Origin of the sequence: Staphylococcus sp. GDY8P57P (assembly GCF_017892585.1) — a bacterium.
Taxonomy (GTDB): domain Bacteria; phylum Bacillota; class Bacilli; order Staphylococcales; family Staphylococcaceae; genus Staphylococcus; species Staphylococcus borealis.
In genome coordinates, this window is the sequence record NZ_JAESLK010000003.1 from 95,546 (window position 1) to 119,225 (window position 23,680).

At 33.5% G+C, this 23,680-nt stretch carries 19 protein-coding genes; 4 read left to right on the plus strand and 15 right to left on the minus strand.

Features of this window, described 5'->3' with window-relative positions:
• Positions 1–337: 337 nt before the first annotated feature.
• Positions 338–1,699, plus strand: a complete 1,362-nt coding sequence (locus KA878_RS01225) for an amino acid permease (RefSeq protein WP_053029609.1) — start codon at positions 338–340, stop codon at positions 1,697–1,699.
• Between the two features lie 113 nt (positions 1,700–1,812).
• Here KA878_RS01225 and KA878_RS01230 read toward each other — a convergent pair whose 3' ends face one another.
• The 9 genes from KA878_RS01230 to KA878_RS01270 all read right to left on the minus strand — a co-directional run bounded on the left by KA878_RS01230 (position 1,813) and on the right by KA878_RS01270 (position 15,004).
• Positions 1,813–2,790 carry a tRNA dihydrouridine synthase gene (locus KA878_RS01230; protein WP_075108956.1) on the minus strand — a complete coding sequence of 326 codons (978 nt, stop codon included), beginning with the start codon at positions 2,788–2,790 and terminating at the stop codon, positions 1,813–1,815.
• Between the two features lie 328 nt (positions 2,791–3,118).
• A complete protein-coding gene (gene pyk / locus KA878_RS01235; protein WP_075108957.1) occupies positions 3,119–4,879 on the minus strand; it encodes a pyruvate kinase in 1,761 nt (586 codons plus the stop codon).
• An 18-nt stretch (positions 4,880–4,897) separates the two neighbouring features.
• Complete coding sequence (gene pfkA, locus KA878_RS01240; RefSeq protein WP_053029612.1) at positions 4,898–5,866, minus strand: 6-phosphofructokinase; 969 nt, start codon at positions 5,864–5,866, stop codon at positions 4,898–4,900.
• Positions 5,867–6,149: 283 nt separating this feature from the next.
• Positions 6,150–7,097, minus strand: coding sequence for an acetyl-CoA carboxylase carboxyltransferase subunit alpha (locus tag KA878_RS01245; protein WP_193839237.1), 948 nt, complete (start codon positions 7,095–7,097; stop codon positions 6,150–6,152).
• Positions 7,090–7,956: an acetyl-CoA carboxylase, carboxyltransferase subunit beta gene (gene accD, locus KA878_RS01250; RefSeq protein ID WP_075108959.1), complete on the minus strand. Its 867-nt coding sequence runs from the start codon at positions 7,954–7,956 to the stop codon at positions 7,090–7,092. Before accD ends, KA878_RS01245 begins: the two co-directional genes overlap by 8 nt.
• 157 nt (positions 7,957–8,113) lie before the next feature.
• Entirely contained in the window at positions 8,114–9,343 is a 1,230-nt protein-coding gene (gene ystJ, locus KA878_RS01255) for an NADP-dependent malic enzyme (RefSeq protein ID WP_193839236.1), read from the minus strand.
• Between the two features lie 157 nt (positions 9,344–9,500).
• Entirely contained in the window at positions 9,501–12,704 is a 3,204-nt protein-coding gene (locus KA878_RS01260; protein WP_193839235.1) for a DNA polymerase III subunit alpha, read from the minus strand.
• A 21-nt stretch (positions 12,705–12,725) separates the two neighbouring features.
• A complete protein-coding gene (locus tag KA878_RS01265; protein WP_193839234.1) occupies positions 12,726–13,664 on the minus strand; it encodes a DHH family phosphoesterase in 939 nt (312 codons plus the stop codon).
• A 35-nt stretch (positions 13,665–13,699) separates the two neighbouring features.
• Complete coding sequence (locus KA878_RS01270) at positions 13,700–15,004, minus strand: DRTGG domain-containing protein (RefSeq protein WP_075108963.1); 1,305 nt, start codon at positions 15,002–15,004, stop codon at positions 13,700–13,702.
• A 227-nt stretch (positions 15,005–15,231) separates the two neighbouring features.
• Between KA878_RS01270 and KA878_RS01275 the strand changes: the two genes are divergently transcribed.
• A complete protein-coding gene (locus tag KA878_RS01275) occupies positions 15,232–15,645 on the plus strand; it encodes a universal stress protein (protein WP_053029619.1) in 414 nt (137 codons plus the stop codon).
• Between the two features lie 281 nt (positions 15,646–15,926).
• Here KA878_RS01275 and KA878_RS01280 read toward each other — a convergent pair whose 3' ends face one another.
• Positions 15,927–16,616, minus strand: a complete 690-nt coding sequence (locus KA878_RS01280; protein WP_075108964.1) for a metal-dependent hydrolase — start codon at positions 16,614–16,616, stop codon at positions 15,927–15,929.
• 155 nt (positions 16,617–16,771) lie between these two features.
• Here KA878_RS01280 and KA878_RS01285 point away from each other — a divergent pair, with 155 nt between their 5' ends.
• Positions 16,772–17,827, plus strand: a complete 1,056-nt coding sequence (locus tag KA878_RS01285) for a M24 family metallopeptidase (protein WP_193839233.1) — start codon at positions 16,772–16,774, stop codon at positions 17,825–17,827.
• Positions 17,828–17,902: 75 nt separating this feature from the next.
• On the opposite strand, the gene ald is transcribed toward KA878_RS01285, so the two are convergent.
• A complete protein-coding gene (gene ald, locus KA878_RS01290) occupies positions 17,903–19,024 on the minus strand; it encodes an alanine dehydrogenase (RefSeq protein WP_053029622.1) in 1,122 nt (373 codons plus the stop codon).
• Between the two features lie 143 nt (positions 19,025–19,167).
• On the opposite strand from ald, the gene KA878_RS01295 reads away from it, so the two are divergent.
• Entirely contained in the window at positions 19,168–19,665 is a 498-nt protein-coding gene (locus KA878_RS01295; RefSeq protein WP_053029623.1) for a universal stress protein, read from the plus strand.
• Between the two features lie 296 nt (positions 19,666–19,961).
• On the opposite strand, the gene KA878_RS01300 is transcribed toward KA878_RS01295, so the two are convergent.
• The 4 genes from KA878_RS01300 to KA878_RS01315 form a co-directional block, all read right to left on the minus strand.
• A complete protein-coding gene (locus tag KA878_RS01300) occupies positions 19,962–21,158 on the minus strand; it encodes an acetate kinase (RefSeq protein WP_193839232.1) in 1,197 nt (398 codons plus the stop codon).
• Between the two features lie 80 nt (positions 21,159–21,238).
• A complete protein-coding gene (locus KA878_RS01305; RefSeq protein ID WP_193839231.1) occupies positions 21,239–22,186 on the minus strand; it encodes a class I SAM-dependent methyltransferase in 948 nt (315 codons plus the stop codon).
• Between the two features lie 131 nt (positions 22,187–22,317).
• Positions 22,318–22,812 (minus strand): thiol peroxidase, encoded by a 495-nt coding sequence (gene tpx / locus KA878_RS01310; RefSeq protein WP_053029626.1) that lies wholly within the window; start codon positions 22,810–22,812, stop codon positions 22,318–22,320.
• An 88-nt stretch (positions 22,813–22,900) separates the two neighbouring features.
• Positions 22,901–23,677, minus strand: coding sequence for a sulfite exporter TauE/SafE family protein (locus KA878_RS01315; protein WP_053029627.1), 777 nt, complete (start codon positions 23,675–23,677; stop codon positions 22,901–22,903).
• Positions 23,678–23,680 lie beyond the last annotated feature (3 nt).

The following is a 23,680-nucleotide window of genomic DNA, read 5'->3' on the forward strand; positions in this document are numbered from 1 at the left end:
TTTTCTTATACATAATGTAATGGCTTTCAAGTACCATTATAGCCAAACAAATAACTTTTGTGAACGATTATATATCGCTCAATAAATGGTAATTAACTTTAATTTAATAGACTTATTTTTACTCAAATACCCAATAAACGCCATTATATAAGCATTCAATCCAATTCAAATTATGTAATTAATGAGAAAATATTGAAAATTTCATTTTTATTATCAAGCTTGATTACAATTATTTAATCAAAATTTAAAGGAATTTTTAGAAAATATTAGAAAAATAATTGTCGAATTGAATATATAGGTGCATAATAATATTAATTAAATGTAAGGGAGTTGTCTTATGGCTGAAGAAAAATTACAAAGAGGATTGAGTAATCGTCATGTGCAATTGATTGCTATTGGCGGCGCTATTGGTACTGGGTTATTCTTGGGAGCAGGTCAAACCATAGCAATGACTGGTCCATCTATTCTATTAACTTATATTATTATAGGTTTCATGTTGTTCATGTTTATGAGAGGCTTAGGTGAGATTATTATTCAAAATACTCGCTTCAAATCTTTCGCCGACGTGACAAATGAATACATAGGACCATTTGCTGGTTTCGTTACTGGTTGGACATATTGGTTATGTTGGATTATAACAGGTATGGCAGAAGTTACAGCGGTTGCGAAGTACGTTAGTTTCTGGTTCCCTGCAATTCCTAACTGGATCAGTGCACTATTTTGTGTACTTATATTAATGCTATTTAATTTACTAAGTGCTAAATTATTTGGCGAATTAGAATTCTGGTTCGCTATTATCAAAATCATAACAATTATTGCTTTAATTGTTGTAGGTTTAGTGATGATTTTAATTGCTTATAAAACACAATTTGGACATGCTAGTTTCACAAATTTATATAAACATGGCATATTTACTAATGGTGCATCTGGTTTCTTTATGTCATTCCAAATGGCGTTATTCTCATTCGTAGGTATCGAAATGATTGGTGTTACTGCAGGCGAAACTAAAGACCCAGAAAAAACAATTCCAAAAGCGATTAATGCTGTACCTTTGAGAATTTTAGTATTCTATGTGGGTGCATTAGCAGTTATCATGTCTATTATTCCTTGGGATAAAGTTGATCCTAATGAGAGTCCATTTGTTAGATTATTCTCATTAATAGGTATTCCTTTCGCTGCTGGATTAATCAACTTTGTAGTACTTACTGCGGCAGCTTCATCTTGTAATAGTGGTATATTCTCAAATAGCCGTATGCTATTCGGATTATCTGAGCAAGACCAAGCACCACCAATCTTTAGAAGTACAAATAAAAATGGTGTTCCTCATTTTGCTATCATTGGTTCATCAGCATTATTATTAGTTACAGCGTTATTAAACTATATTTTCCCTGACGCTACATTAGTGTTTACGTATGTAACTACTATTTCGACTGTATTATTTATTATCGTATGGGCATTAATTATTATTGCTTATATTAATTATCACAGAAAAAATCCAGAGTTACATAAAACTGTATCATATAAACTTCCTGGTGGTAAATATATGGGTTATGCAATTTTAGTATTCTTCTTCTTAGTATTTTGTTTATTATTTGTAAATGAAACAACTAGAAATGCTATCTTCCTAACTCCTATATGGTTTGTACTATTAGGTTTAATGTACTTAAGATATAGACAAGTTGCAAAACGTACTAAATAGTTGAAACATTGATTAAGACGTAAAAAGGCCAGTAGATGAATTGTTATCAATTCATCTGCTGGCCTTTTATTGTTATCACTGCTGTTGAGATAGTGTCTATGTCGGTTCGAATATCAATCTATTGTTTCTTTAATATTAGCTTCGAATTCATCCAATAGCGCACGTGCTTCATCAACAGACTCTGTACTCATTAATTGATGACGTAATTGGCTAGCACCTTTGATACCTTTTACGTAAATCTTGAAAAATCTTCGTAAACTTTTGAATTGTTGGCTTTCATCATTACTATATTTTTCAAACAATGTTAAATGCAATCTAAATAGATCTAATAATTCTTTACTTGAGTGTTCACGAGGTTCTTTTTCAAAAGCAAAAGGATTATTAAAAATCCCTCTACCAATCATAACGCCATCTACCCCGTATTTGGTCGCAAGTTCTAGTCCAGTTTGTCTATCAGGAATGTCACCATTAATCGTTAGTAACGTATTTGGGGCAATCTCATCTCTTAACTCTTTAATCGCTTCAATTAATTCCCAATGAGCATCTACTTTACTCATTTCTTTACGCGTTCTGAGATGGATTGATAAGTTTGCAATGTCTTGTTCAAAGACATGCTTTAACCAATCTCTCCACTCATCGATATCGTAATATCCTAGACGTGTTTTTACACTTACTGGTAAGCCTCCTGCTTTTGTTGCTTGAATAATTGCTGCCGCAGTTTCTGGTCTTAGTATTAAACCAGACCCCTTTCCTTTCTTAGCCACATTAGCAACAGGACATCCCATATTTAAATCTATACCTTTAAATCCCATGTCCGCTAAACCAAAGCTCATCTCTCTAAATTGTTCTGGCTTATCTCCCCATATATGGGCTACCATTGGCTGTTCATCTTCACTAAAAGTCAACCTTCCACGTACACTATGGATACCTTCTGGATGACAAAAACTTTCAGTGTTAGTGAATTCAGTGAAAAAAACATCAGGTCTTGCTGCTTCACTTACAACGTGACGAAAAACAATATCAGTTACATCCTCCATTGGTGCCAAAATAAAAAAAGGACGTGGTAATTCACTCCAAAAATTTTCTTTCATAATTATTAAACCTTCTTATATTAGTATCTCAAATTTTATCCATGCTATATTACCATAAAAAATAAACATATTCAAAATGAAGTTTTCTAAGTTCCATAAACTTCTATGCAAAAACAGAACGGGAGTGGCACAGTGTTCACTGTCTCACTCCCGTATCGAAGACTAAAATGTTGAAAAACTTCTTTCACAAAAATATTCCAATTCTAGTCAACTACTGTGGTTTAGCAATGTAGCATAAATAATACATTTTATATTGTACACTTTAGCTAATCATAATGACTCTTTAAGCGTCTCATACACTACGCAATTGTGCTTTTATCATCAAAGATTAAAGAACATTTGCATAGCCTTCAAAGATTTTACCTTGAGCTGCATCGACGGTTACTAAGATACCATCTTTTAATTCTTTAGTCGCATTTTCAACACCAATAATCGTTGGAATACCTTTTTCAAGACCAATAATTGCACTTGGTGAAGTGATACCATTTTCTTCTGTGATTAAGCCAACCGCTTGTTCAATGTAAGGTACTAGTGTTTCATCTACAGAGTTTGTTACAATAATTGACTCACTTAAATCTACACCTTCTAAATCGTTTGCACTGTTTGCAACTACTGTTTTACCAACAACAGATCCACGACCTACACCTTGCCCTTTAGCAATTTCATCGCCAACTAAATGTAATTTCATCATGTTAGTTGTACCTTTTTCACCAGTAGGTACACCAGCAGTGATAATGATTAAGTCACCATTTGTAACGCGACCAGTTTCAACTGCAGTTGCAACTGCATTATTTAATAAGTCATCCGTAGTTTTACGTCCTTTTTTAATGACAGGATATGCACCCCAAACTAAAGCTAATTGACGCGCAGTATGTTCACTTGGTGTCACTGCAATAATATCTGAATGAGGACGATATTTTGAAATTGTTACAGCTGTAGAACCACTTTCAGTTGCCGCAACAATTGCTTTTACATTTAAGTTTAATGCAGTATGTGCAACTGATACACCAATAGCGTTAACTAATGAAGTTTCTACTAATTTAGTACGGTCTGATAATAATTTTTTATAATCTTGAGCAGCTTCAGCAGAAACAGCAATATTTCTCATTGTTTTAACAGCTTCTTCAGGATATAAACCTGCAGCAGTTTCACCTGAAAGCATCACAGCGTCAGTACCATCATAGATCGCATTGGCAACGTCACTTGCTTCTGCTCTAGTTGCACGTGGATTACGTTGCATTGAATCTAACATTTGTGTTGCAGTAATAACTGGTTTACCTAATTTATTACATTTTCTAATTAAATCTTTTTGTACGATTGGTACTGATTCAGGTGGTATTTCAACACCCATATCACCACGAGCTACCATTAAACCGTCAGATACTTCTAATATTTCTTCGATATTATCAATACCTTCTTGGTTTTCAATTTTAGGGAAAATAGTAATGTTATGATTATTTTCTCTTTCTAAAATTTCACGAATGTCTAAAACATCACTAGGACGACGTACAAAGCTTGCTGCGATATAATCAACATCTTCTTTGATACCAAATAAGATATCGTCAGCATCTTTATCAGTAATACCAGGTAAATTAACTTTTACGCCAGGTAAGTTAACACCTTTTTTATTTTTTAATTCACCAGTGTTTAAGATATCACATTTAACTTCGCCTTTAGTTTTATCGATGTCTTTAACTTGTAATTCAACTAAACCATCATCAAGTAAGATGTATGACCCTACTTGCACATCATTAATTAAGTCTTCATAAGTTACTGAGAATTTTTCAGGTGTACCTTCAACTTGTGACATACTTACGATTACTTCTTTGCCTTTTTCAAGCATAATTAAGCCATCTTTCATGTCATGAGTACGAATTTCAGGTCCTTTTGTATCTAATAAGATACCGATTGTTTTACCTAATCTATCTGCTACTTTACGAATCGTATCAATACGTGCTTTATGTTCTTCATGACTACCATGAGAGAAGTTCAAACGCGCTACGTTCATACCAGCTTTCATTAATTTTTCTAACATTTCTTCAGACTCTGATGCAGGTCCAATTGTACATACAATTTTAGTCTTTCTCATTTTAAAAAGCCTCCTAAATTAAATAGATAACTCTTTCGCTAATTCATAAATATCTGTATTAAATTTATGGTCGTTGCCATTGAAGATTTCATCAAATGGTGTTGCAGTCAATTTATTATTCATGATACCAACACCTTGTCCAGAACGACCTTGCATTAATAGATCAACAGCATAACCACCTAAACGTGATGCTAGTACTCTATCAGCACCAGATGGGCTACCGCCACGTTGAATGTGACCTAATACAGATACACGTGCATCAACATTAATATATTTCATCAATTGATCCGCACATTCTTGACCACTCATACTTCCTTCAGCTACCATCACGATTGAGTGTTTCTTACCACGCTTGATACCACTTTCTATCTTTTCAGCGATATCTTTAATGTCTGTATTCGCTTCTGGAACTAATATTGTTTCAGCACCTACTGATAATCCAGCCCAAAGTGCTAAATCACCGCAATCACGACCCATAACTTCAACAACAAATGTTCTTGCATGACTTGAAGCAGTATCTCTGATCTTATCGACACTATCAATAATCGTATTTAATGCTGTGTCAAATCCAATTGTGAAGTCTGTACCATTAATATCATTATCAATTGTACCTGGGATACCAATCGTCTTAATATCTTTAGTTTCTTCACTAATACGTTGGGCACCTCGGTAACTACCGTCTCCTCCAACTACTACGAGTCCTTCAATACCACGTTTGTGTAAATTCTCTATACCTTTTTGTCTTACACTTGCCTCTTTGAATTGAGGACATCTTGCAGAGTAAAGGAAAGTACCTCCACGTTGAATTGTATCCCCTACTGAACCCAATTCTAATTTATGAATATTATCATCTAGCAATCCTTGATAACCTTGATAAATTCCATAAACTTCAATGTTGTTATAAATCGCCTTACGTACAACTGCTCTTACAGCAGCATTCATGCCTGGTGAATCTCCACCACTAGTTAAAACCGCAATTTTCTTCATGACGACATTCCCTTTCCTAACTAGATTTCTCTTTAATAATAAATTACCACAATTTTTTTTAGTGTTCCATCAATATAGGTGTATAAAATTGATGTAAACGTTTTATAAAGAAAATTTCTAATGATACAGAAAAAAAGGTGGGACAAAATTCTATACGAATTTTTTGTCCCACCCGCTTAGGAATGACAAGAACATTATAGGTTATATAAATGCTTTCATTGCTCAGTGAATTGATGCAAATGATATTTAAATTTGAAAGTTATTATAGTCATTAATTCCTTTATTAATTTTCAATAAAAGAACCAATATTTCTAAATTTCGTAAATCTGTTTTCAACGAGTTCATCACTACTTAATGATTGTAATTGTTCTAATTGATTAATGAAGGCCTTTTTAATTTCAACCGCTTGTTGCTCTACATTATTATGTGCACCACCTAATGGTTCATCAATAACGTTGTCTATCACTTTTAAATGATATAAATCTTTTGCAGTGATTTTCATCGTTTCGGCAGCCATTTTAGCTAATGAACTATCTTTCCATAATAGTGCTGCGGCCCCTTCTGGAGAAATAACAGAATAAGTACTATTTTCAAGCATCATAATTCTATTTGCAATACCAATGCCGAGTGCGCCACCACTACCACCTTCACCGATAACAATTGCTATAACAGGTACTTTTAATGAAGCCATCTCTACTAAATTTCTAGCAATAGATTCACTTTGACCTCGCTCTTCAGCAGCTTTACCTGGATAGGCACCTTTAGTATCTATAAATGTGAAGATAGGTCTATTAAATTTCTCAGCTTGTTTCATTAATCTTAAGGCTTTACGATATCCCTCAGGATGAGCCATCCCAAAGTTACGGTAAATATTATCCTTAGTATCTTTACCTCGTTGTTGGCCTATTACTGTGACAGGTGTTCCATTCAAATAGCCAATCCCACCTATCATCGCAGGGTCGTTTCTAAAATTACGGTCACCATGTAATTCAATAAATGAATCAAAGATATACGGGATATAATCTAACGTTGTAGGTCTTTCTTGAAGACGTGCAATTTGTACTCTATCCCATGGCTTGAGATTGGTATATATTTTTTTAGTTTCTCTTTCAAGTGATGCCTCAAGTAAATCAATTTCATCCTGTAAATCGACATCATTTTTTTCTTGAGATTGTTTAAGTGATTCAATTTTATTTTTTATTTCAAAAAGTGGTTTTTCAAAATCAAGCATCTTTTTTCACCTCTTGGTGCATTTTTAATAACTGGGCAAGTGTATCTTTCATTTCTTTACGATGAACAACTTTATCTAATTGTCCATGTTCAAGTAGAAACTCTGCAGTTTGGAAATCATCTGGAAGTTTCTCATTGATAGTTTGTTCAATGACACGTCGACCAGCAAATCCTATTAATGCTTTAGGCTCACTTAAATTGATGTCACCAACAGATGCAAAGCTTGCAGAAACACCACCAGTTGTTGGATGCGTTAAATATGAAATATAAAGTAATCCCGCATCTGAATGTCGTTTTAAGGAAACACTCGTTTTACCCATTTGCATTAACGAAATAATCCCCTCTTGCATTCTTGCACCACCACTTGCAGAAAACAAAATAAACGGTAGTCTATGTTCTGTAGCGTAATCTATAATTCGACATATTTTTTCACCAACAACGGACCCCATACTTCCCATTCTAAATCTAGCATCCATAACTGCAACACCAAATTCAATACCCTCTAATTTGGCAGTACCAGTCACAACAGCCTCACTTAAATCTGTTTTTTGTTGATCTTTTTCAATTTTCTCTTGGTAACCAGGGAAGTCTAATGGATTTGCTGATGTCATACCTTTATCGAATTCAACGAAACTATTCTCATCAGTAATTGCTTCAATTCTTTTGTAAGCAGGCAATGCAATATGATGATCACAGTTAAAGCATACATTCAGATTTTCATTTAATTCTTTTGTATACATTATTTTTTTACATTTAGGACATTTTGTCATAATGCCTGCTGGTACTTCATTTTGTTTTGAGTCTTGGACTGTTAAATATTTTCGCTTTTTACTACTGCGATTAAAAAAGTCTTTAAACATTCGTAAACCTCCACCTAACCATACAACATTAATTGTTTACATTCTGAAATAATAATATCGAACATAAAATATGAGCGAGACATTATGGATACGTTATATCATAATGTCTCAATTATACATGTCTATGTTTCTATATAAAAATCGTTGCCCTTCTAGGTTATTTCAAATCTGTTAATTGCATTGTTTTATCATAAACCGCTTGTGGATCAACCTCTATTCTTGCTACACCAGTTTCCATTGCCGCTTTAGCGACTTCTCGTGCAACTGAAGGTGCCACTCTTTTATCGAAAGGCCCAGGAATACAATAATCTGGGTTAAGTTCATCAGCTTCTATTAAATTCGCAATTGCTTCAACTGCTGCTTTTTTCATATCTTCATTGATATGTGTTGATTCAGTATCTAAGGCGCCTCTAAAAATACCCGGGAATGCTAATACATTATTAATCTGATTTGGGAAATCTGAGCGCCCTGTACCTACAACTTTAGCACCCGCTTCTTTTGCATCATTTGGTTTAATTTCTGGATCAGGGTTAGCCATTGCAAATATAATTGCGTCATCAGCCATTGATTTAACCATGTCTTTAGATAGTAAGTTGGCAACTGAAACACCTATAAATACATCAGCACCTTTAATTACATCTTTTAATGATCCTTCAATCTTATCTTTGTTAGTGAATTTAGCAACATAATCTTTAGTATCATTCATACCATACGAACGTCCTTCAAAAATGGCACCTCTTGAATCGCACATGATCATGTTTCTAACACCATAAGAATCTAACAATTTAACTATTGCAATGCCTGCTGCACCTGCACCATTTAACACAACTTTGATATCGGATAAGTCTTTATCTACAATTCTTAACGCATTGATTAAACCTGCCATCGTCACAATTGCTGTACCATGTTGATCATCATGAAATACTGGAATGTTTGTTTCTTTTTTAAGACGCTCCTCTATTTCGAAACATCTAGGTGCTGAAATATCTTCTAAATTGATACCGCCGTAGTTTGGTGAAATTAATTTTACAGTTCTAATAATTTCTTCAGGGTCTTTCGTATCTAAAGCGATAGGTACACCGTTAATTCCGGCAAAACTTTTAAATAGAACAGCTTTACCTTCCATAACTGGAATACTCGCTGATGCGCCTATATTACCTAAACCTAGTACCGCGGTACCATCAGTAACGACCGCTACGGTATTTCTTTTAATTGTGTAATCGTATACCGTTCTTGGATCTTCATGGATTTCTTTACAAGGCTCTGCTACACCTGGTGAGTAGGCTAAACTTAACTCTTCTTTATTAGTAACTTTAATATTAGGTGTTATTTCCAACTTACCTTGATTTTCTTTGTGCATTTGTAATGCATCATCTCTTAAAGACATTAAATCAACCCCTATTTATTTACTAATATACCGACAATTTAATCAGTATAATGAATTTATATACGCTTTATTTAAAAATTTTTAACATAAAATAAACTGATGACTTTATTTTATAAATCATCAGTTTACTATATCATAATTTTTTTAGACATAAAAGTTATAAAATTCTAATATCACTCGGTTTAAACGCTTTAATAAAGTTTGTAATCGTATCTGGTGTTTTAGTCAAACTTCCTAAATAATCAAGTTTACCAGTCTGTTCGTTATATATATTAACATGAATCATTTGGCCATTATGTTTTGCATTAAGTTGCTGTTTTATAGCTTCTATGTGTTGAATGTTTCTTAAAACTATCTGTGTGGCTTCATTAATTTTAGTTGATTCAAAATGCTCAACTGAATCCATTTGATTTATAATGAGTTGCAATTGTTGGTTTCTCTTCTCAAATTTCCCCCACACAATATACATTTTCTTCTCGTTTAATTGTGTTTCATAACGTTTGAATTTATCCGGAAACAGAACTGCATCCATAACATGACGGCCATCATTAAGAACTAAAAACGCCATATTTTGACCATTTTTTGTTCTTATCTGTTTAATTTGATCCGCTTGAATTAAGATTGGTTTGTGATTTAGGACATTACCTAGTGTATAGATTCCTAAATATTGCTTTTGCTTGAATTGCTTTTCAACTGGATGATTGGAGATATAAAAACCTAGATATTCCATTTCATAATTACTAATCATTTGATCACTAAATTCTTCTTTGTCAGTGTAAGATTGCTTTGGTGTTAACATGTCTAACAATAAATTATTTTGTTCTACATCTGATACTTCATCTAACACTTGATCAATGGCACCTACTAATGTTGCACGTGTTTTTCCAAATGAATCAAAAGCACCTACTAGTATTAATGATTCAAGTAATCTTTTAGTTTTAATGCGATTCGGTATGCGTCTAGCAAAGTCAAAGAAATCTTTATATTTACCATTTTCATATCTTTCATCTACAATTGATTTCACGCTTTGATAACCAACACCTTTAATGGCACCTAAAGATAGATAAATATTGGATTGAGTAGCCTTATAATACCAATGACTTTCATTAATATTAGGTGGTAAAATTTTTAATTGTTGATTTTTAGCTTCGTCAATGATAGCAGCGGTTTTGGCTTCATTTCCAACCACATTACTTAAGATATTTGCATAAAAATAATTAGGATAATGTACTTTTAAATATGCCATAATATAAGCAATTTTAGAATAGCTTACTGCGTGCGCTCTAGGGAACCCATAGTCAGCAAATTTAAGTATTAAGTCAAAGATTTGTTTACTTATTGTTTTATCATAATTATTTTTCATCGCACCTTCGATAAAGTGTTGTCTTTCACTTTCTAAGACAGCTCTATTTTTTTTGCTCATTGCACGGCGTAATATATCTGCCTGACCATAACTAAAGCTCGCAAACTTACTTGCTATTTGCATAATTTGTTCTTGATAGATGATAACACCATACGTATTTTTAAGTATAGGAGCTAAATCAGGATGTAAATAGTTAATTTCACTTTCGTTATGTCTTCGTGAAATATATGTTGGAATTTCTTCCATAGGTCCTGGTCGATAAAGCGAGGTAACTGCAACGATATCTTCAAAATGCTCAGGTTGTAATCTTTTCAAAACTTTTCTTACGCCATCTGATTCAAGTTGGAAAATACCAGTTGTATCGCCTCTAGACAACAGCTTAAACACATCGTCATCATCAAATGGTATAGATTCAATCTCAATAGAGATGTTTAAATCTTTTTTCACTTGAGTCACAATTTGATGAATAATGGATAAATTTCTCAATCCTAAAAAGTCAATTTTAAGTAAACCAATGCGCTCTGCTTCTGTCATCGTCCATTGCGTTAGTAAACCCGTGTCCCCTAATGTCAACGGTGCATAGTCATATAATGGTTGATCATTAATAATAATACCTGCTGCATGCGTAGAAGTATGTCTAGGTAATCCTTCTAATTTTTTACTTAATTCAAACCATTTCTCATGTCTATGATTTCTATGTACAAACTGTTTAAATCGCTCATCTTCATACGCCTTGTCTAATGTTATTCCAAGTTGATGAGGGATTAATTTAGAAATCTCATTTAATGTCGTATCATCAAAGCCAATAATACGGCCCACATCTCTTGCAACTGCTCTAGCTAATAGATGACCAAAAGTTACGATACCTGAGACACGATGGTGTCCATATTTGTCTTGTACATATTGTATGACCTTGTCCCTTCTTGTATCTTCAAAATCGATATCAATATCTGGCATTGTCACACGTTCTGGGTTTAGAAAACGCTCAAATAGTAGGTTGAATTTAATAGGATCGATGGTTGTGATACCTAGCAAATAGCTTACTAGAGATCCCGCTGAAGAACCACGTCCAGGTCCAACCATTACATCATGTGTTTTAGCATAATGAATTAAATCACTTACAATCAAGAAGTAGTCTTCAAAGCCCATTTCCGTAATAACCTGATATTCATGATTCAACCTTTGGATATAACGTTCATCTTGATGTAATCCAAACTTCTGTAAACGCGATTGTAATTGAGACCATAAATACTGTTTAGAGGAATCACCTGATGGCGCATCAAATTTAGGTAGTAAATTTTGATGATATTCTATATTGGCATTACACATATTGGCCAATTCGAGTGTATTATCCCACACTTCTGTCGATACATTTAATGACGCTATCTCATTTTGATTCGGAAAATGTTCTCCCATGCTTTCAGTTTCATGAACTAAATCCAATTTAGTGTTGTTTTTAATTGCCTCAAGCGCAGGTATGGTTTCTACATCTTCTTCATTCAAATAACGCGCATTTTCAAGCCAAACTATTTTTAATCGGTTATAAAAAGTTATATCACTTGAATGATTAATATATACATAGTCGTGATTACTGAAATGATCAATAATGGCATAATGTGATTGATCTGCTTGTTTAAAAATAATTGCCAAATTGCTTGCATAACGTTTTAACCAATCAATAGAGATGACATCTTTTTGTTTCATCTTTATTGCAGAAGAGAGTTGGTACAGTGACTTTAGGCCATCATTATTCATCGCCAAAATCACAGTTTCTATTGTATATAAACCATCCGTTACGTGTGCGGTCATTCCAAAAATTGGTTTAATATTGGCTTTTATACAAGCATCATAAAATTTAGGGAAGCCATATAAAACATTAGTGTCAGTAATTGCTAACGAATCATAGTGATTATGTTGTGCTTTTTTGACTACATCATTAATTCTTAAACTAGAATTCAATAAATCGTAGGTTGTATGAAGATTTAAGTGTGCAACCATTGATGACTTCCTTTCTAAATTTTATAATTTTTGGCGTAATGCTTGCGCTAAGTCTTCAAATTCGTCCCAACTGTATACAGATACACCTGACGCATTAGGGTGTCCTCCACCACCAAATTGATTAGCGATATCATTAATAGTAATCCCTTTTGAGCGAATGCGGCATCTAATTTGATCCCCTTCGTCTACACCAAACATCCATATTTTCAAACCGCTAATATCTGCTACAGTATTTACAAATTGAGATGCTTCATTGGGTTGGATATTAAATTGTTTTAATACATCATTTGTAATTCGAATTTGACAATATTCATGGGACTCTGAAAGCTCAAAATGCTGCAAAATATATCCTTGAAACGGCATTAATTTAGGATCTTTTTCTGACATCTTATTTAACTCAGCATTATGATTAAATGGAAATGCTAATAATTGACTAGCGACTTCCATCGTATGCGTCGATGTATTACTGAATAAGAAACGTCCAGTATCACCCACTATACCTAGGTATAATACACGTGCGACATGTTCATTGATAATGCTAAGATCATTAAAATGAGTAATAAAATCAAATATAATTTCACTTGTTGATGATGCTTCAGTATTAACATAATTGATTTCCCCATATTGATCGATTGCCGGATGATGATCAATTTTAATTAATGCTTGTCCGTTGCCGTATCTTTGGTCATCAATACGAGGCGCATTAGCTGTATCACAGACAATGACTAGTGCATCGTTGTATACATTATCTTCGACTGTGTCTAACTCTCCTATAAATGATAAAGATGGCTCTCCTTCACCAGTTGCGTATATATTTTTTTCAGGAAACTTACGTTCAAGATATAACTTCAATCCAAGTTGAGAACCGTAAGCATCTGGATCGGGTCTTACGTGTCTATGAATAATAATTGTATTCGCTTCTTTTATTTTGTTCATAATCTCATTAAAAATTTCTACCATTGTAAAATCTCCTTTTAAAAATATTTCTTTTAAAATTAATTATTTTGCATATCTTCGAACATCTGACAAATAATCATTGCATTCGCTACTTTATCATTACCGCTTAACATCGTGACTTCTAATTTAGCAAAATTACGTCCAACATCAAGCATATCGTATTCTACGCTTATAGATGCTTCGATAGGCACTGTTTTAATATAAATAATGTTTAAACTTTCAATCATTACATCGACTTTTTTATATTTACGTAATTGGTGTTTAATTGTCTCTTCAATAATTGCAACGAAGACGGCTTTACTGAGTGTACCGTACTGATTAGTCAATAATGGAGATACTTCCACTGAAATAGCATTTTGGGCAATTGTGATATGTTTTGCTATCTGATCATTAATGGTCTCACCTATTTGAGGTTGTCTGCCTATTAGTTGCATTGCTTTCAAAACATCATCTCTCGTAATGACACCTATCGCTTTTTTATTTTGTGTTACTGGCAATATTTCAATACCTTCCCAAATCATAATATGTGCACAACTCGCTACTGTTGTGTTTAATTCCACATTGATGGGACGTTTAGTCATCACCTTAGCAATCGTATCATCGGCATTCATTTGAATAACTTCTTTACTCGTAACGATACCAACTAATCTCCAATCCTTATCTACAACAGGAAATCTTGAATGTCCAGTTACTTTTGCACGTGATTTGTAATCTTTTATTCCCATCTCATCAAAAACAACTGTCATATCATTAATCGGCTTTACGATATCTTCTACGATTAGAATTTCTTTTCGAATCATTTGGTTATACATCGCTCTATTAATAATATTTGCTACTAGAAATGTATCATAATTTGAAGATAGGATTGGTAAATCATGTTTATTGGCATAATCAATAATCTTTTGAGTGGTTTTAAAACCACCTGTAATCAGTACGCCACTCCCTCTTTTTAAAGCTTCTAATTGAACATCTGGTCTATTCCCAACAATTAAAAGTGTATGATGACTTAAATACTTAACGACATCTTTAAGTTCCATAGCGCCAATCGCAAATTTAGAAACACTTTTCGATAATCCATTTTTACCACCAATGACATCGCCATCAATTATTTTTAATATTTCTTTGAACGTTAAATTTTCAATTTCTTCTCGGTTCTTTTTATCAATACGTACTGTACCAACTCTATCTATGGTAGTTACTAATCCGAGTTGACCCGCATCTTTAATAGCTCTATATGCTGTCCCCTCAGATACTTTCATTACTTTGGCAACTTTCCTGACAGAAATTTTTTGGCCAACATTTAATGATTCTATGTATGCTATGATTTGTTCATGTTTAGTCATTGAAATACCTCTTTATAATGTACAGTGTTTTATCTATTATAACTTTTTAAGCCAAAAAAATCGATTTACAAAATGTAAATTCATCCGTCTTAAATAAGCATAATGAGTTTGATTTTTTATTAAATATTAAATCAATTTATGTAAATTAAATATTTAATTATTTTAATTATATACATTGGTAAAATTAAAATATTTTATATATAATTGAATGTGAGGAGGGATGACCTATGTATAAAAATATTTTATTAGGTGTAGATACTCAATTAAAAAATGAAAAAGCGTTAAAAGAAGTATCAAAATTGGCAGGTCCAGATACTGTAGTAACTATTTTAAATGCGATTGGTGAGCAAGATGCCCAAGCATCAATTAAAGCTGGTACACATATTAATGAATTGACTGAGAAACGTAGTCGATTATTAGAAAAAACACGTACTACTTTAGAAGATTATGGCATTGATTACGATCAAATCATTGTACGTGGAAACCCTAAAGATGAATTAGTAAAACACGCAAATAGCGGTAAATACGAAATTGTTGTATTGAGTAACCGTAAAGCTGAATCACAGAAAAAATTCGTACTAGGAAGCGTAAGTCACAAAGTAGCCAAACGTGCTACCATCCCTGTATTAATTGTAAAATAGTTAGTAAACTGTTTGAAATAAAAATTAAATTACTAGGGAGCGGGACAGAAATAAAAAATTCGTTGTCCTCCCCACCTGGCTTTGTTTGTAGAATTTCTTAGTGACGTTCTCTTCGCCGGGATCTGGCTATTAAGTAGCGCTAGGTTTAAAAAGCTTGATATACGTATATTTTCAAATCAGTTACCAACTGCCAAAATGATAATGAGGCTGAGACATATGACTATGTCCCAGCCTCTTTTATTTGTATTAAGAAATAATTTATAAGTCCATTTACGATTAAATTAGAAAGTAACTGAATCACCAGGTTCTAATATTTGTACCTCACCTTCATGAACTGCATCTTTAAATTGCTGAGGATCTTGTTCAATTAAAGGGAATGTATTGTAATGTACAGGAACAGAGATTTTTGGTTTTACAAATTCATTGATGGCATAGCTCGCATCATCAATACCCATTGTAAAATTATCGCCAATCGGAACAAAGCAAACATCAACTGGGTGTCTATCAGCGATTAACTTCATATCACTAAATAATCCTGTATCACCCATGTGATAAATTGTTTTACCTTCTACTTCTAAAATGAGTCCCATAGGCATTCCTAAATATACCGGTATACCATTTTCATGCGTAAAGCTAGAACTATGGAAAGCTTGTACGTATTTTACACTACCAAAATCAAATGTTGCTTTCCCACCAATATTCATGCCATGCACATCTTCAACACCATAATAAGTGCTTAAATACCCTTGTAACTCAGCAGAGCCTATGACAGTTGCGTGATTACGATTTGCTAATTCTACTACATCCCCAAAGTGATCAGCATGACCATGCGTTAAGATGATGTAATCTACATCTAAGGTTTGTTCATCTAAATCACATTTGTCATTACCTGAAATAAATGGATCTACAATTACTTTTTTACCATTACCTTCAAAATAAATCGTTGATTGACCATGAAAAGAAAGTTTCATAATTATAGCCTCCTATAGCTTGATTAATTGTATTATACCCTAGCTATAAAAACTTATAACATAAACTGGAAATAAACCATTACTTTATTAAATCATTTTGAATTATCGCTCAATTAGACGTAAAATTAAACTAAATACTTTATGGAGATGATTAGATGAGTAAAATCGAAACAATAATTGAACAATTAAACCAAGCGAAAGCTGATGCGGCATGGATAACAACGCCACTGAATGTATTCTACTTCACTGGATATAGAAGTGAACCTCATGAGAGATTATTCGCTCTTTTAATTACTTCAGATGGAAGTCAAACGTTATATTGTCCTAAGATGGAAGTTGAAGAAGTGAAACGTTCTTCGTTTGATGGAAAAATTATTGGTTATTTAGACACTGAGAATCCATTTGATATTGAACCACGCGCATTTAATAAATTATTAATTGAAAGCGAACATTTAACTGTCAAACGTCAACGTGAATTAACTCAGAATTTTGGCGTACAACACTATGGTGATATCGATCAAACAATCAAAGATTTACGTAACATTAAAAATGATTCAGAAATCCAAAATATTCGTGAAGCTGCCAAACTAGCCGATAAGTGTATTGAAATCGGAACAGCATTCTTAAAAGTTGGTGTAACAGAGCGAGAAGTTGTTAATCACATTGAAAATGAAATCAAAAAATATGGTGTGAGTGAAATGAGCTTTGACACAATGGTACTATTTGGTGATCACGCTGCTTCACCTCATGGAACACCAGGTGACCGAAAATTAGTTAATGATGAATATGTATTATTTGATTTAGGTGTAATATACAATCACTATTGCAGTGATATGACACGCACAGTTAAATTTGGTACCCCTTCTGAAGAAGCACAAACCATTTATAAAATTGTTTTAGAAGCGGAAACAAGCGCTATAAAAGCAATAAAAGCAGGCGTACCTTTACAAGATATCGATCAAATTGCTAGAGATATCATCAGTAACGCTGGATATGGTGAGTATTTCCCACATCGATTAGGCCACGGTCTTGGCTTAGAAGAACATGAATACCAAGATGTTTCAAGTAGCAATACGAATTTACTTGAAGCTGGAATGGTTATTACGATTGAACCAGGAATTTACGTACCGAATGTTGCAGGCGTTCGTATAGAGGATGATATATTAGTCACTGAAGATGGTTATGAAATCCTGACACATTACGATAAATAAAATTTAAAAAATCCAGTTGTACTTATAGACTATGATAATCTATAAACAACTGGATTTTTTTATTACAATCGTTTATTAATCTTCTTTAAGTGCTTCTTCGATAGAAGTATATTCTAAACCAAAGGCTTCAGCTACACCTTTGTGTGTAACATGTCCTTTGTAAGTATTTAAACCTAATGATAACGCATGGTTAGCTTTAAATGCTTCACGGAAGCCTTTACTTGCTAATAATTGCGCATATGGTAATGTTGCATTATTTAATGCAATTGTAGACGTACGTGGTACTGCACCTGGCATATTAGCAACAGCATAGTGAACAACACCATGTTTGACATATGTTGGATCATCATGTGTTGTGATTTTGTCAGTCGTTTCAAAAATACCACCTTGGTCAATAGCAATGTCAACGATAACTGAACCGTCTTTCATTTGTTTAATCATATCTTCAGTTACCAAGTTAGGTGCTTTGGCACCAGGAATTAATACGGCACCGATAACTAAATCACTTTCTTTAACAGCATTTTCGATATTTAATGGGTTAGACATGATTGTGTTTACACGGCCATCAAATAAATCATCTAATTCAGCTAAACGTTTAGGATTAACATCTAAAATAGTAACGTTGGCACCTAAACCTAATGCGATTTTCGCTGCATTTGTACCAGCTTGACCGCCACCGATAATAGTTACTTTACCTTTTGGTACCCCAGGTACACCAGCAAGTAAAATACCCATTCCGCCGTTAAATTTTTGTAGGAATTGTGATCCAACTTGTGCAGACATACGTCCTGCAACTTCACTCATTGGTGTTAATAATGGTAATGAACGGTCAGGTAATTGAACCGTTTCATAGGCAATACCTACGACTTTATTGTCAACTAACGCTTGAGTTAATTTTTCTTCATTAGCAAGATGTAAGTATGTAAATAAGATTAAGTCTTCTTTGAAATATTTATACTCTTCTTCTAATGGTTCTTTAACTTTGATAACCATTTCTACATCCCATACAGATGATTGTTCAGATACAATTTCAGCACCTGCATCTTTGTAGTCTTTATCTTCAAAGAATGAACCTAATCCAGCATCTTTCTCAACAAGTACAGTATGACCTTGTTCTACTAATGCATGTACACCACTTGGTGATAAACCAACTCTGTTTTCGTTATTTTTTATCTCTTTTGGAATACCAATTTTCATTCCATCCACCTCCATCACTATCGTAACGCTAAACCAATGAAAGCGCAATCAGAAAAAGTACACATTATTGTTAAAATATAAAGAATAAATATTCTGAAATTTGTGGTAAAATATAAGTAAGAAAAGCTAAGGGGGTTATTAAGATGTTAACATACAAAAACATTTTAATCGCAGTTGATGGTTCACACGAAGCTGAGTGGGCTTTCAATAAAGCAGTAGACGTAGCTAAACGTAATGACGCTAAATTAACTATAGTGAACATTATCGATTCAAGAACATATTCTTCTTATGAAGTATATGATGCACAATTCACTGAGAAATCTAAAAGTTTCTCTGAAGAATTATTGAAAGGTTACCAAGAAGTAGCAACACGCGCAGGCGTAACTAATGTCGAAACTCGATTAGAATTTGGTTCTCCAAAAGCTATCATCCCTAAGAAATTAGCAAGTGAATTAGGTGCCGATTTAATTATGTGTGGTACTTCAGGCTTAAACGCAGTAGAACGATTCATCGTAGGATCTGTATCAGAGGCTATCGTTCGTCATGCACCATGTGATGTATTAGTTGTACGTACAGAAGAAATTCCTGAAGATTTCCAACCTGAAGTTGCAACACCTGAATTTAGACAACAATATTCATAAGATTAAAGCACAATTGATGTAATCATGAATGGGATAGAGTTTAATGCTCTATCCCATTTTTTATTTATTACCAATACAACATTAGTCTCTCTTAAAATTTTCTTGGAGTCCTAAAAATAATATTACTACTGTGTCATATCATACAGCTAAACCGTTGAAAGTCGATGGTATTACTCTCGCAAGCTCATACTCATTTTAAACAATGATTCGAATTAATAATAATAATAAAAAAAGCACAAAAATGATGTTTAAAACAACAATCATTTTTGTGCTTTTTGATTTTATCTTTCTAACGATTATAATTCGCCATATTTAACTGTATCTCTAGCGATCATAACCTCTTCATTTGTTGGAATAACAATAACTTTAACTGGAGAATGTGGATAATTAATAAATCCTTCTTCACCATGAATTGCTTCATTTTTCTTAGGATCCCAATAGATGCCCATGAATTCTAATCCTTCTAATACTTTAGCACGTACTGTTGAAGAGTTCTCACCTACACCAGCTGTGAAGACAATTACATCTACACCATGCATTCTTGTTGCATAAGAGCCAATGTATTTGTGGATTCTAGAAGCGAATACGTCTAATGCTAATTGCGCACGCTCTTTACCTTCTTCAGCATCACTTTCAAGGTCACGTAAATCACTTGAAGTACCTGAAATACCTAATAAACCTGATTCTTTGTTTAATACGTTAAGCACTTCTTCAGCACTTTGACCTGTTTTGTGCATAATGAATGGAATTAATGCAGGGTCAATGTTACCTGAACGTGTACCCATTGTTACACCTGCTAATGGTGTGAATCCCATTGAAGTATCAATTGATTCGCCGCCATCAATGGCCGCGATTGAAGCACCATTACCAATATGGCAAGAGATGATACGTAATTCTTCAATTGGTTTACCCATGATTTCAGCTGCACGTTGTGACACGTATTTATGACTTGTGCCGTGGAAACCATATTTACGGATGCCATAATCTTTATAATATTGATAAGGTAAGCTATATAAATATGATTGTTCTGGCATTGTTTGATGGAATGAAGTATCAAACACTACGACATGTGGAATATTTGGTAATAATTTTCTGAATGCACGAATTCCCATTAAGTTAGCTGGGTTATGCAATGGTGCTAATTCACATAGTGACTCAATTTTTTCTTCAACTTCGTCAGTAACTAATGCAGAAGTTGGGAATAACTCACCACCGTGTACGACACGATGTCCAGTACCAGCAATATCGTTAATATCATCAATGATACCGTGTTCTTTGAAGCTATCTAGCATGATGTTGATTGCTTCTTCATGGTCTTTGATATCTTTAACGTTTTTAATTTTTTCACCATTCACTTCAATTGTGAAAATTGAGTCTTTAATACCGATACGTTCTACTAAACCTTTTGTTACTATAGTTTCTTCAGGCATTCTAATGAGTTGGAATTTTAAAGAAGAACTACCAGCGTTAATCGCTAAAACTAAACTAGACATATATATTGTCCTCCAATTTATTAATTAATATCCATATTTATTTAACCATTAATACAGTCATAATTCAAGAATATCACAGTTTATTTTTTGGGATGATTTTCTTCCATCCAAGAATTCAATTCACTAATAAATCCTTGGAATTGATTTGGATTTTTAAAATCAGGAATATTTGCTAATAATACTTCAACTGGCTTAGTTTCATTCACTTTTTTCTTTTGCAGGATCAATATGGATTTACGCGCATTTTCATTTTTAAATAACGTCTTAGGTAAATTTAAAAATGCTTGCATTTCTGTCTCTGTTGCAATGAAATTTTCTAACTGTTTTACATTGTCATCTTCAAATAAATTACTTGGAACGACTAAAAATGCGAAACCTGTTTGTTTTAAGGCAGTGACTGCTTGTTCAATTAATAAATAATGTGAGTAGCTATGCCCCTCTTTAAAGCCTAATTGCAATTCATGGCTTCGCTCATCTAAAGGATAATAGCCAATCGGTAAATCACCAATCACAATATCCGCTTCTTCTAATGGTAATGGCATAATTGCATCTTGAGGGTAAACATCAAATGGAATCTCCAAGAAATTAGCAAGATGGACACTCACTCTTGATAATACAGGGTCTACTTCAATTAGATGATGCATCACTGTTGTATCTTTAAGCACCTCATTAACAGAAGCACTTAAATGACCAGCTCCACTAGCCATATCTACAACATGTAATTCGTTTTTATTCTCAGTAAATTTCTGAACTAAAAAGCCAAGAATTAATCCAATCGAATCAGGCGTAATCTGATGATTTGCTTGGATTGATTCCTCTTGCATTAAACTTAAATAAGCAAATTGAAATGCTTTTCTACGGTCTTGCAACGTTGCTTGTTCTAACAATTCACGTTTATTGCGATATACATCCTCCATTGCAAGTCCTAAATTTTCAATGAAACTTTGACCATTTTGCTCATTTAAAGCTTTAGCATTTTCATCTAATGTTTTGAAAAGCTTCTCCATCACTGTTTGTTCTTCACTCATATACCTAATCCTCTCCAATAAAAAAGTGTCCATCAGGTTTATTTCTGTAAAATAATCAACGCTAGCTTTAGATAGCATTATTGAAATAAATATGGACACTTTTACGTTATATCTATTATCTAAATTTAATATTAAATGTTACGGTATGCTTCTAATGCAGCATCAAAATTAGGGAAGTCTGTTCCTTCACTTACTAATTCTTTATAAACCACTTTATCATTACTATCTAATACGAAGACTGAACGCGCTAATAATCTTAACTCTTCCATAACAACACCGTATTGTTGTCCGAATGATAAATCTTTGTGGTCACTTAACGTAATCACATTATCTAAACCATTAGATGCACACCATCTCTTTTGAGCAAATGGTAAATCGGCAGAAATTGTTAGAACAACGCCATCTTCTTGTGCAGCTTCTTCATTAAATTTACGTGTTTGTTGATCACACACACCAGTATCAATAGAAGGTACTACGCTGATTAATTTCTTTTGACCTTTATAATTTTCTAAACTAACTTCATTTAAATCATTATCCAATACTTTAAAGTCAGGCGCTTGTTGCCCTTCTGAAACTTCAGAACCAGTTAAATGAATTGGATTATTTTTAAAAGTAATTTGTGTCATGATGAAATGACCTCCTATAGTATTTTCATTATATTGTTATCATACGACAGTCACAAAACTGAAATCAATCATTTGGAACTGATTCATGTTAATGTTGTAACAATTGTATTATATAGTCATACGTATTTTTCAAAATGAGTAGCGCCGTAACAATGATAAACAGTATTTTGACGTATCCTACACCTTTACTAATGGCAAATTGCGCACCTACAAAGGAACCTATCACCATACTCGCTGCCATAATCAATCCATATACAAAATCAACTTGGCCCAAAATAATAAATAGAACCAATGCACCTAGATTGGACGCAAAATTTAATACTTTAGCGTTACCTGCTGCACTCAAAAAATCAAAGCCAAACATCAGTAACACAAATAACATAAAGGAACCTGTACCCCCACCTAAAAAACCATCATAAAATCCAATTAGTAACAGTAAAGATGTAAACATAATGGCTTTACCAATTGTCAGCTTTGAAAAGGTGCGCACATTTCCCCAATCTTTTTTGAATATTGTATAAATAAGCACAAGTGTTAATATGATAATCACTAATGGCTTCAAAACTTGTGCAGGCAACAATGTAGCTAAACTCGCACCACCAGCTGCAAAGATAAACACAAATGGAAAAAGTTTGAGTACAATGTTTAAATCAACTTTACCCGACCGTATAAACTTGATTGCGCTTGTAAGTGAGCCAAACGAACTGGCAAGTTTATTCGTACCTAAAGCTAGAGAAGGCGGCATTCCAATGGCTAATAGTGCTGGTATTGATATGAGGCCGCCCCCACCTACGACAGCATCAATAAATGCAGCTAAGAAGCCAAACGCAATAATAATTAAAATGACATTTAACGTTATCTCCATGAT

What these genes read in the sequence shown, in the direction of transcription:
- KA878_RS01285 (WP_193839233.1), top strand. Translation starts at nt 16,772, where the DNA reads ATGAGTAAAATCGAAACAATAATTGAACAATTAAACCAAGCGAAAGCT.
- accD (WP_075108959.1), bottom strand. Translation starts at nt 7,956, where the DNA reads ATGTTTAAAGACTTTTTTAATCGCAGTAGTAAAAAGCGAAAATATTTA.
- ald (WP_053029622.1), bottom strand. Translation starts at nt 19,024, where the DNA reads ATGAAAATTGGTATTCCAAAAGAGATAAAAAATAACGAAAACAGAGTT.
- KA878_RS01315 (WP_053029627.1), bottom strand. Translation starts at nt 23,677, where the DNA reads ATGGAGATAACGTTAAATGTCATTTTAATTATTATTGCGTTTGGCTTC.
- KA878_RS01225 (WP_053029609.1), top strand. Translation starts at nt 338, where the DNA reads ATGGCTGAAGAAAAATTACAAAGAGGATTGAGTAATCGTCATGTGCAA.
- KA878_RS01270 (WP_075108963.1), bottom strand. Translation starts at nt 15,004, where the DNA reads ATGACTAAACATGAACAAATCATAGCATACATAGAATCATTAAATGTT.
- KA878_RS01245 (WP_193839237.1), bottom strand. Translation starts at nt 7,097, where the DNA reads ATGCTTGATTTTGAAAAACCACTTTTTGAAATAAAAAATAAAATTGAA.
- pfkA (WP_053029612.1), bottom strand. Translation starts at nt 5,866, where the DNA reads ATGAAGAAAATTGCGGTTTTAACTAGTGGTGGAGATTCACCAGGCATG.
- KA878_RS01305 (WP_193839231.1), bottom strand. Translation starts at nt 22,186, where the DNA reads ATGAGTGAAGAACAAACAGTGATGGAGAAGCTTTTCAAAACATTAGAT.
- KA878_RS01295 (WP_053029623.1), top strand. Translation starts at nt 19,168, where the DNA reads ATGTTAACATACAAAAACATTTTAATCGCAGTTGATGGTTCACACGAA.
- KA878_RS01260 (WP_193839235.1), bottom strand. Translation starts at nt 12,704, where the DNA reads ATGGTTGCACACTTAAATCTTCATACAACCTACGATTTATTGAATTCT.
- KA878_RS01280 (WP_075108964.1), bottom strand. Translation starts at nt 16,616, where the DNA reads ATGAAACTTTCTTTTCATGGTCAATCAACGATTTATTTTGAAGGTAAT.
- tpx (WP_053029626.1), bottom strand. Translation starts at nt 22,812, where the DNA reads ATGACACAAATTACTTTTAAAAATAATCCAATTCATTTAACTGGTTCT.
- KA878_RS01265 (WP_193839234.1), bottom strand. Translation starts at nt 13,664, where the DNA reads ATGGTAGAAATTTTTAATGAGATTATGAACAAAATAAAAGAAGCGAAT.
- KA878_RS01275 (WP_053029619.1), top strand. Translation starts at nt 15,232, where the DNA reads ATGTATAAAAATATTTTATTAGGTGTAGATACTCAATTAAAAAATGAA.
- pyk (WP_075108957.1), bottom strand. Translation starts at nt 4,879, where the DNA reads ATGAGAAAGACTAAAATTGTATGTACAATTGGACCTGCATCAGAGTCT.
- ystJ (WP_193839236.1), bottom strand. Translation starts at nt 9,343, where the DNA reads ATGTCTTTAAGAGATGATGCATTACAAATGCACAAAGAAAATCAAGGT.
- KA878_RS01230 (WP_075108956.1), bottom strand. Translation starts at nt 2,790, where the DNA reads ATGAAAGAAAATTTTTGGAGTGAATTACCACGTCCTTTTTTTATTTTG.
- KA878_RS01300 (WP_193839232.1), bottom strand. Translation starts at nt 21,158, where the DNA reads ATGTCTAGTTTAGTTTTAGCGATTAACGCTGGTAGTTCTTCTTTAAAA.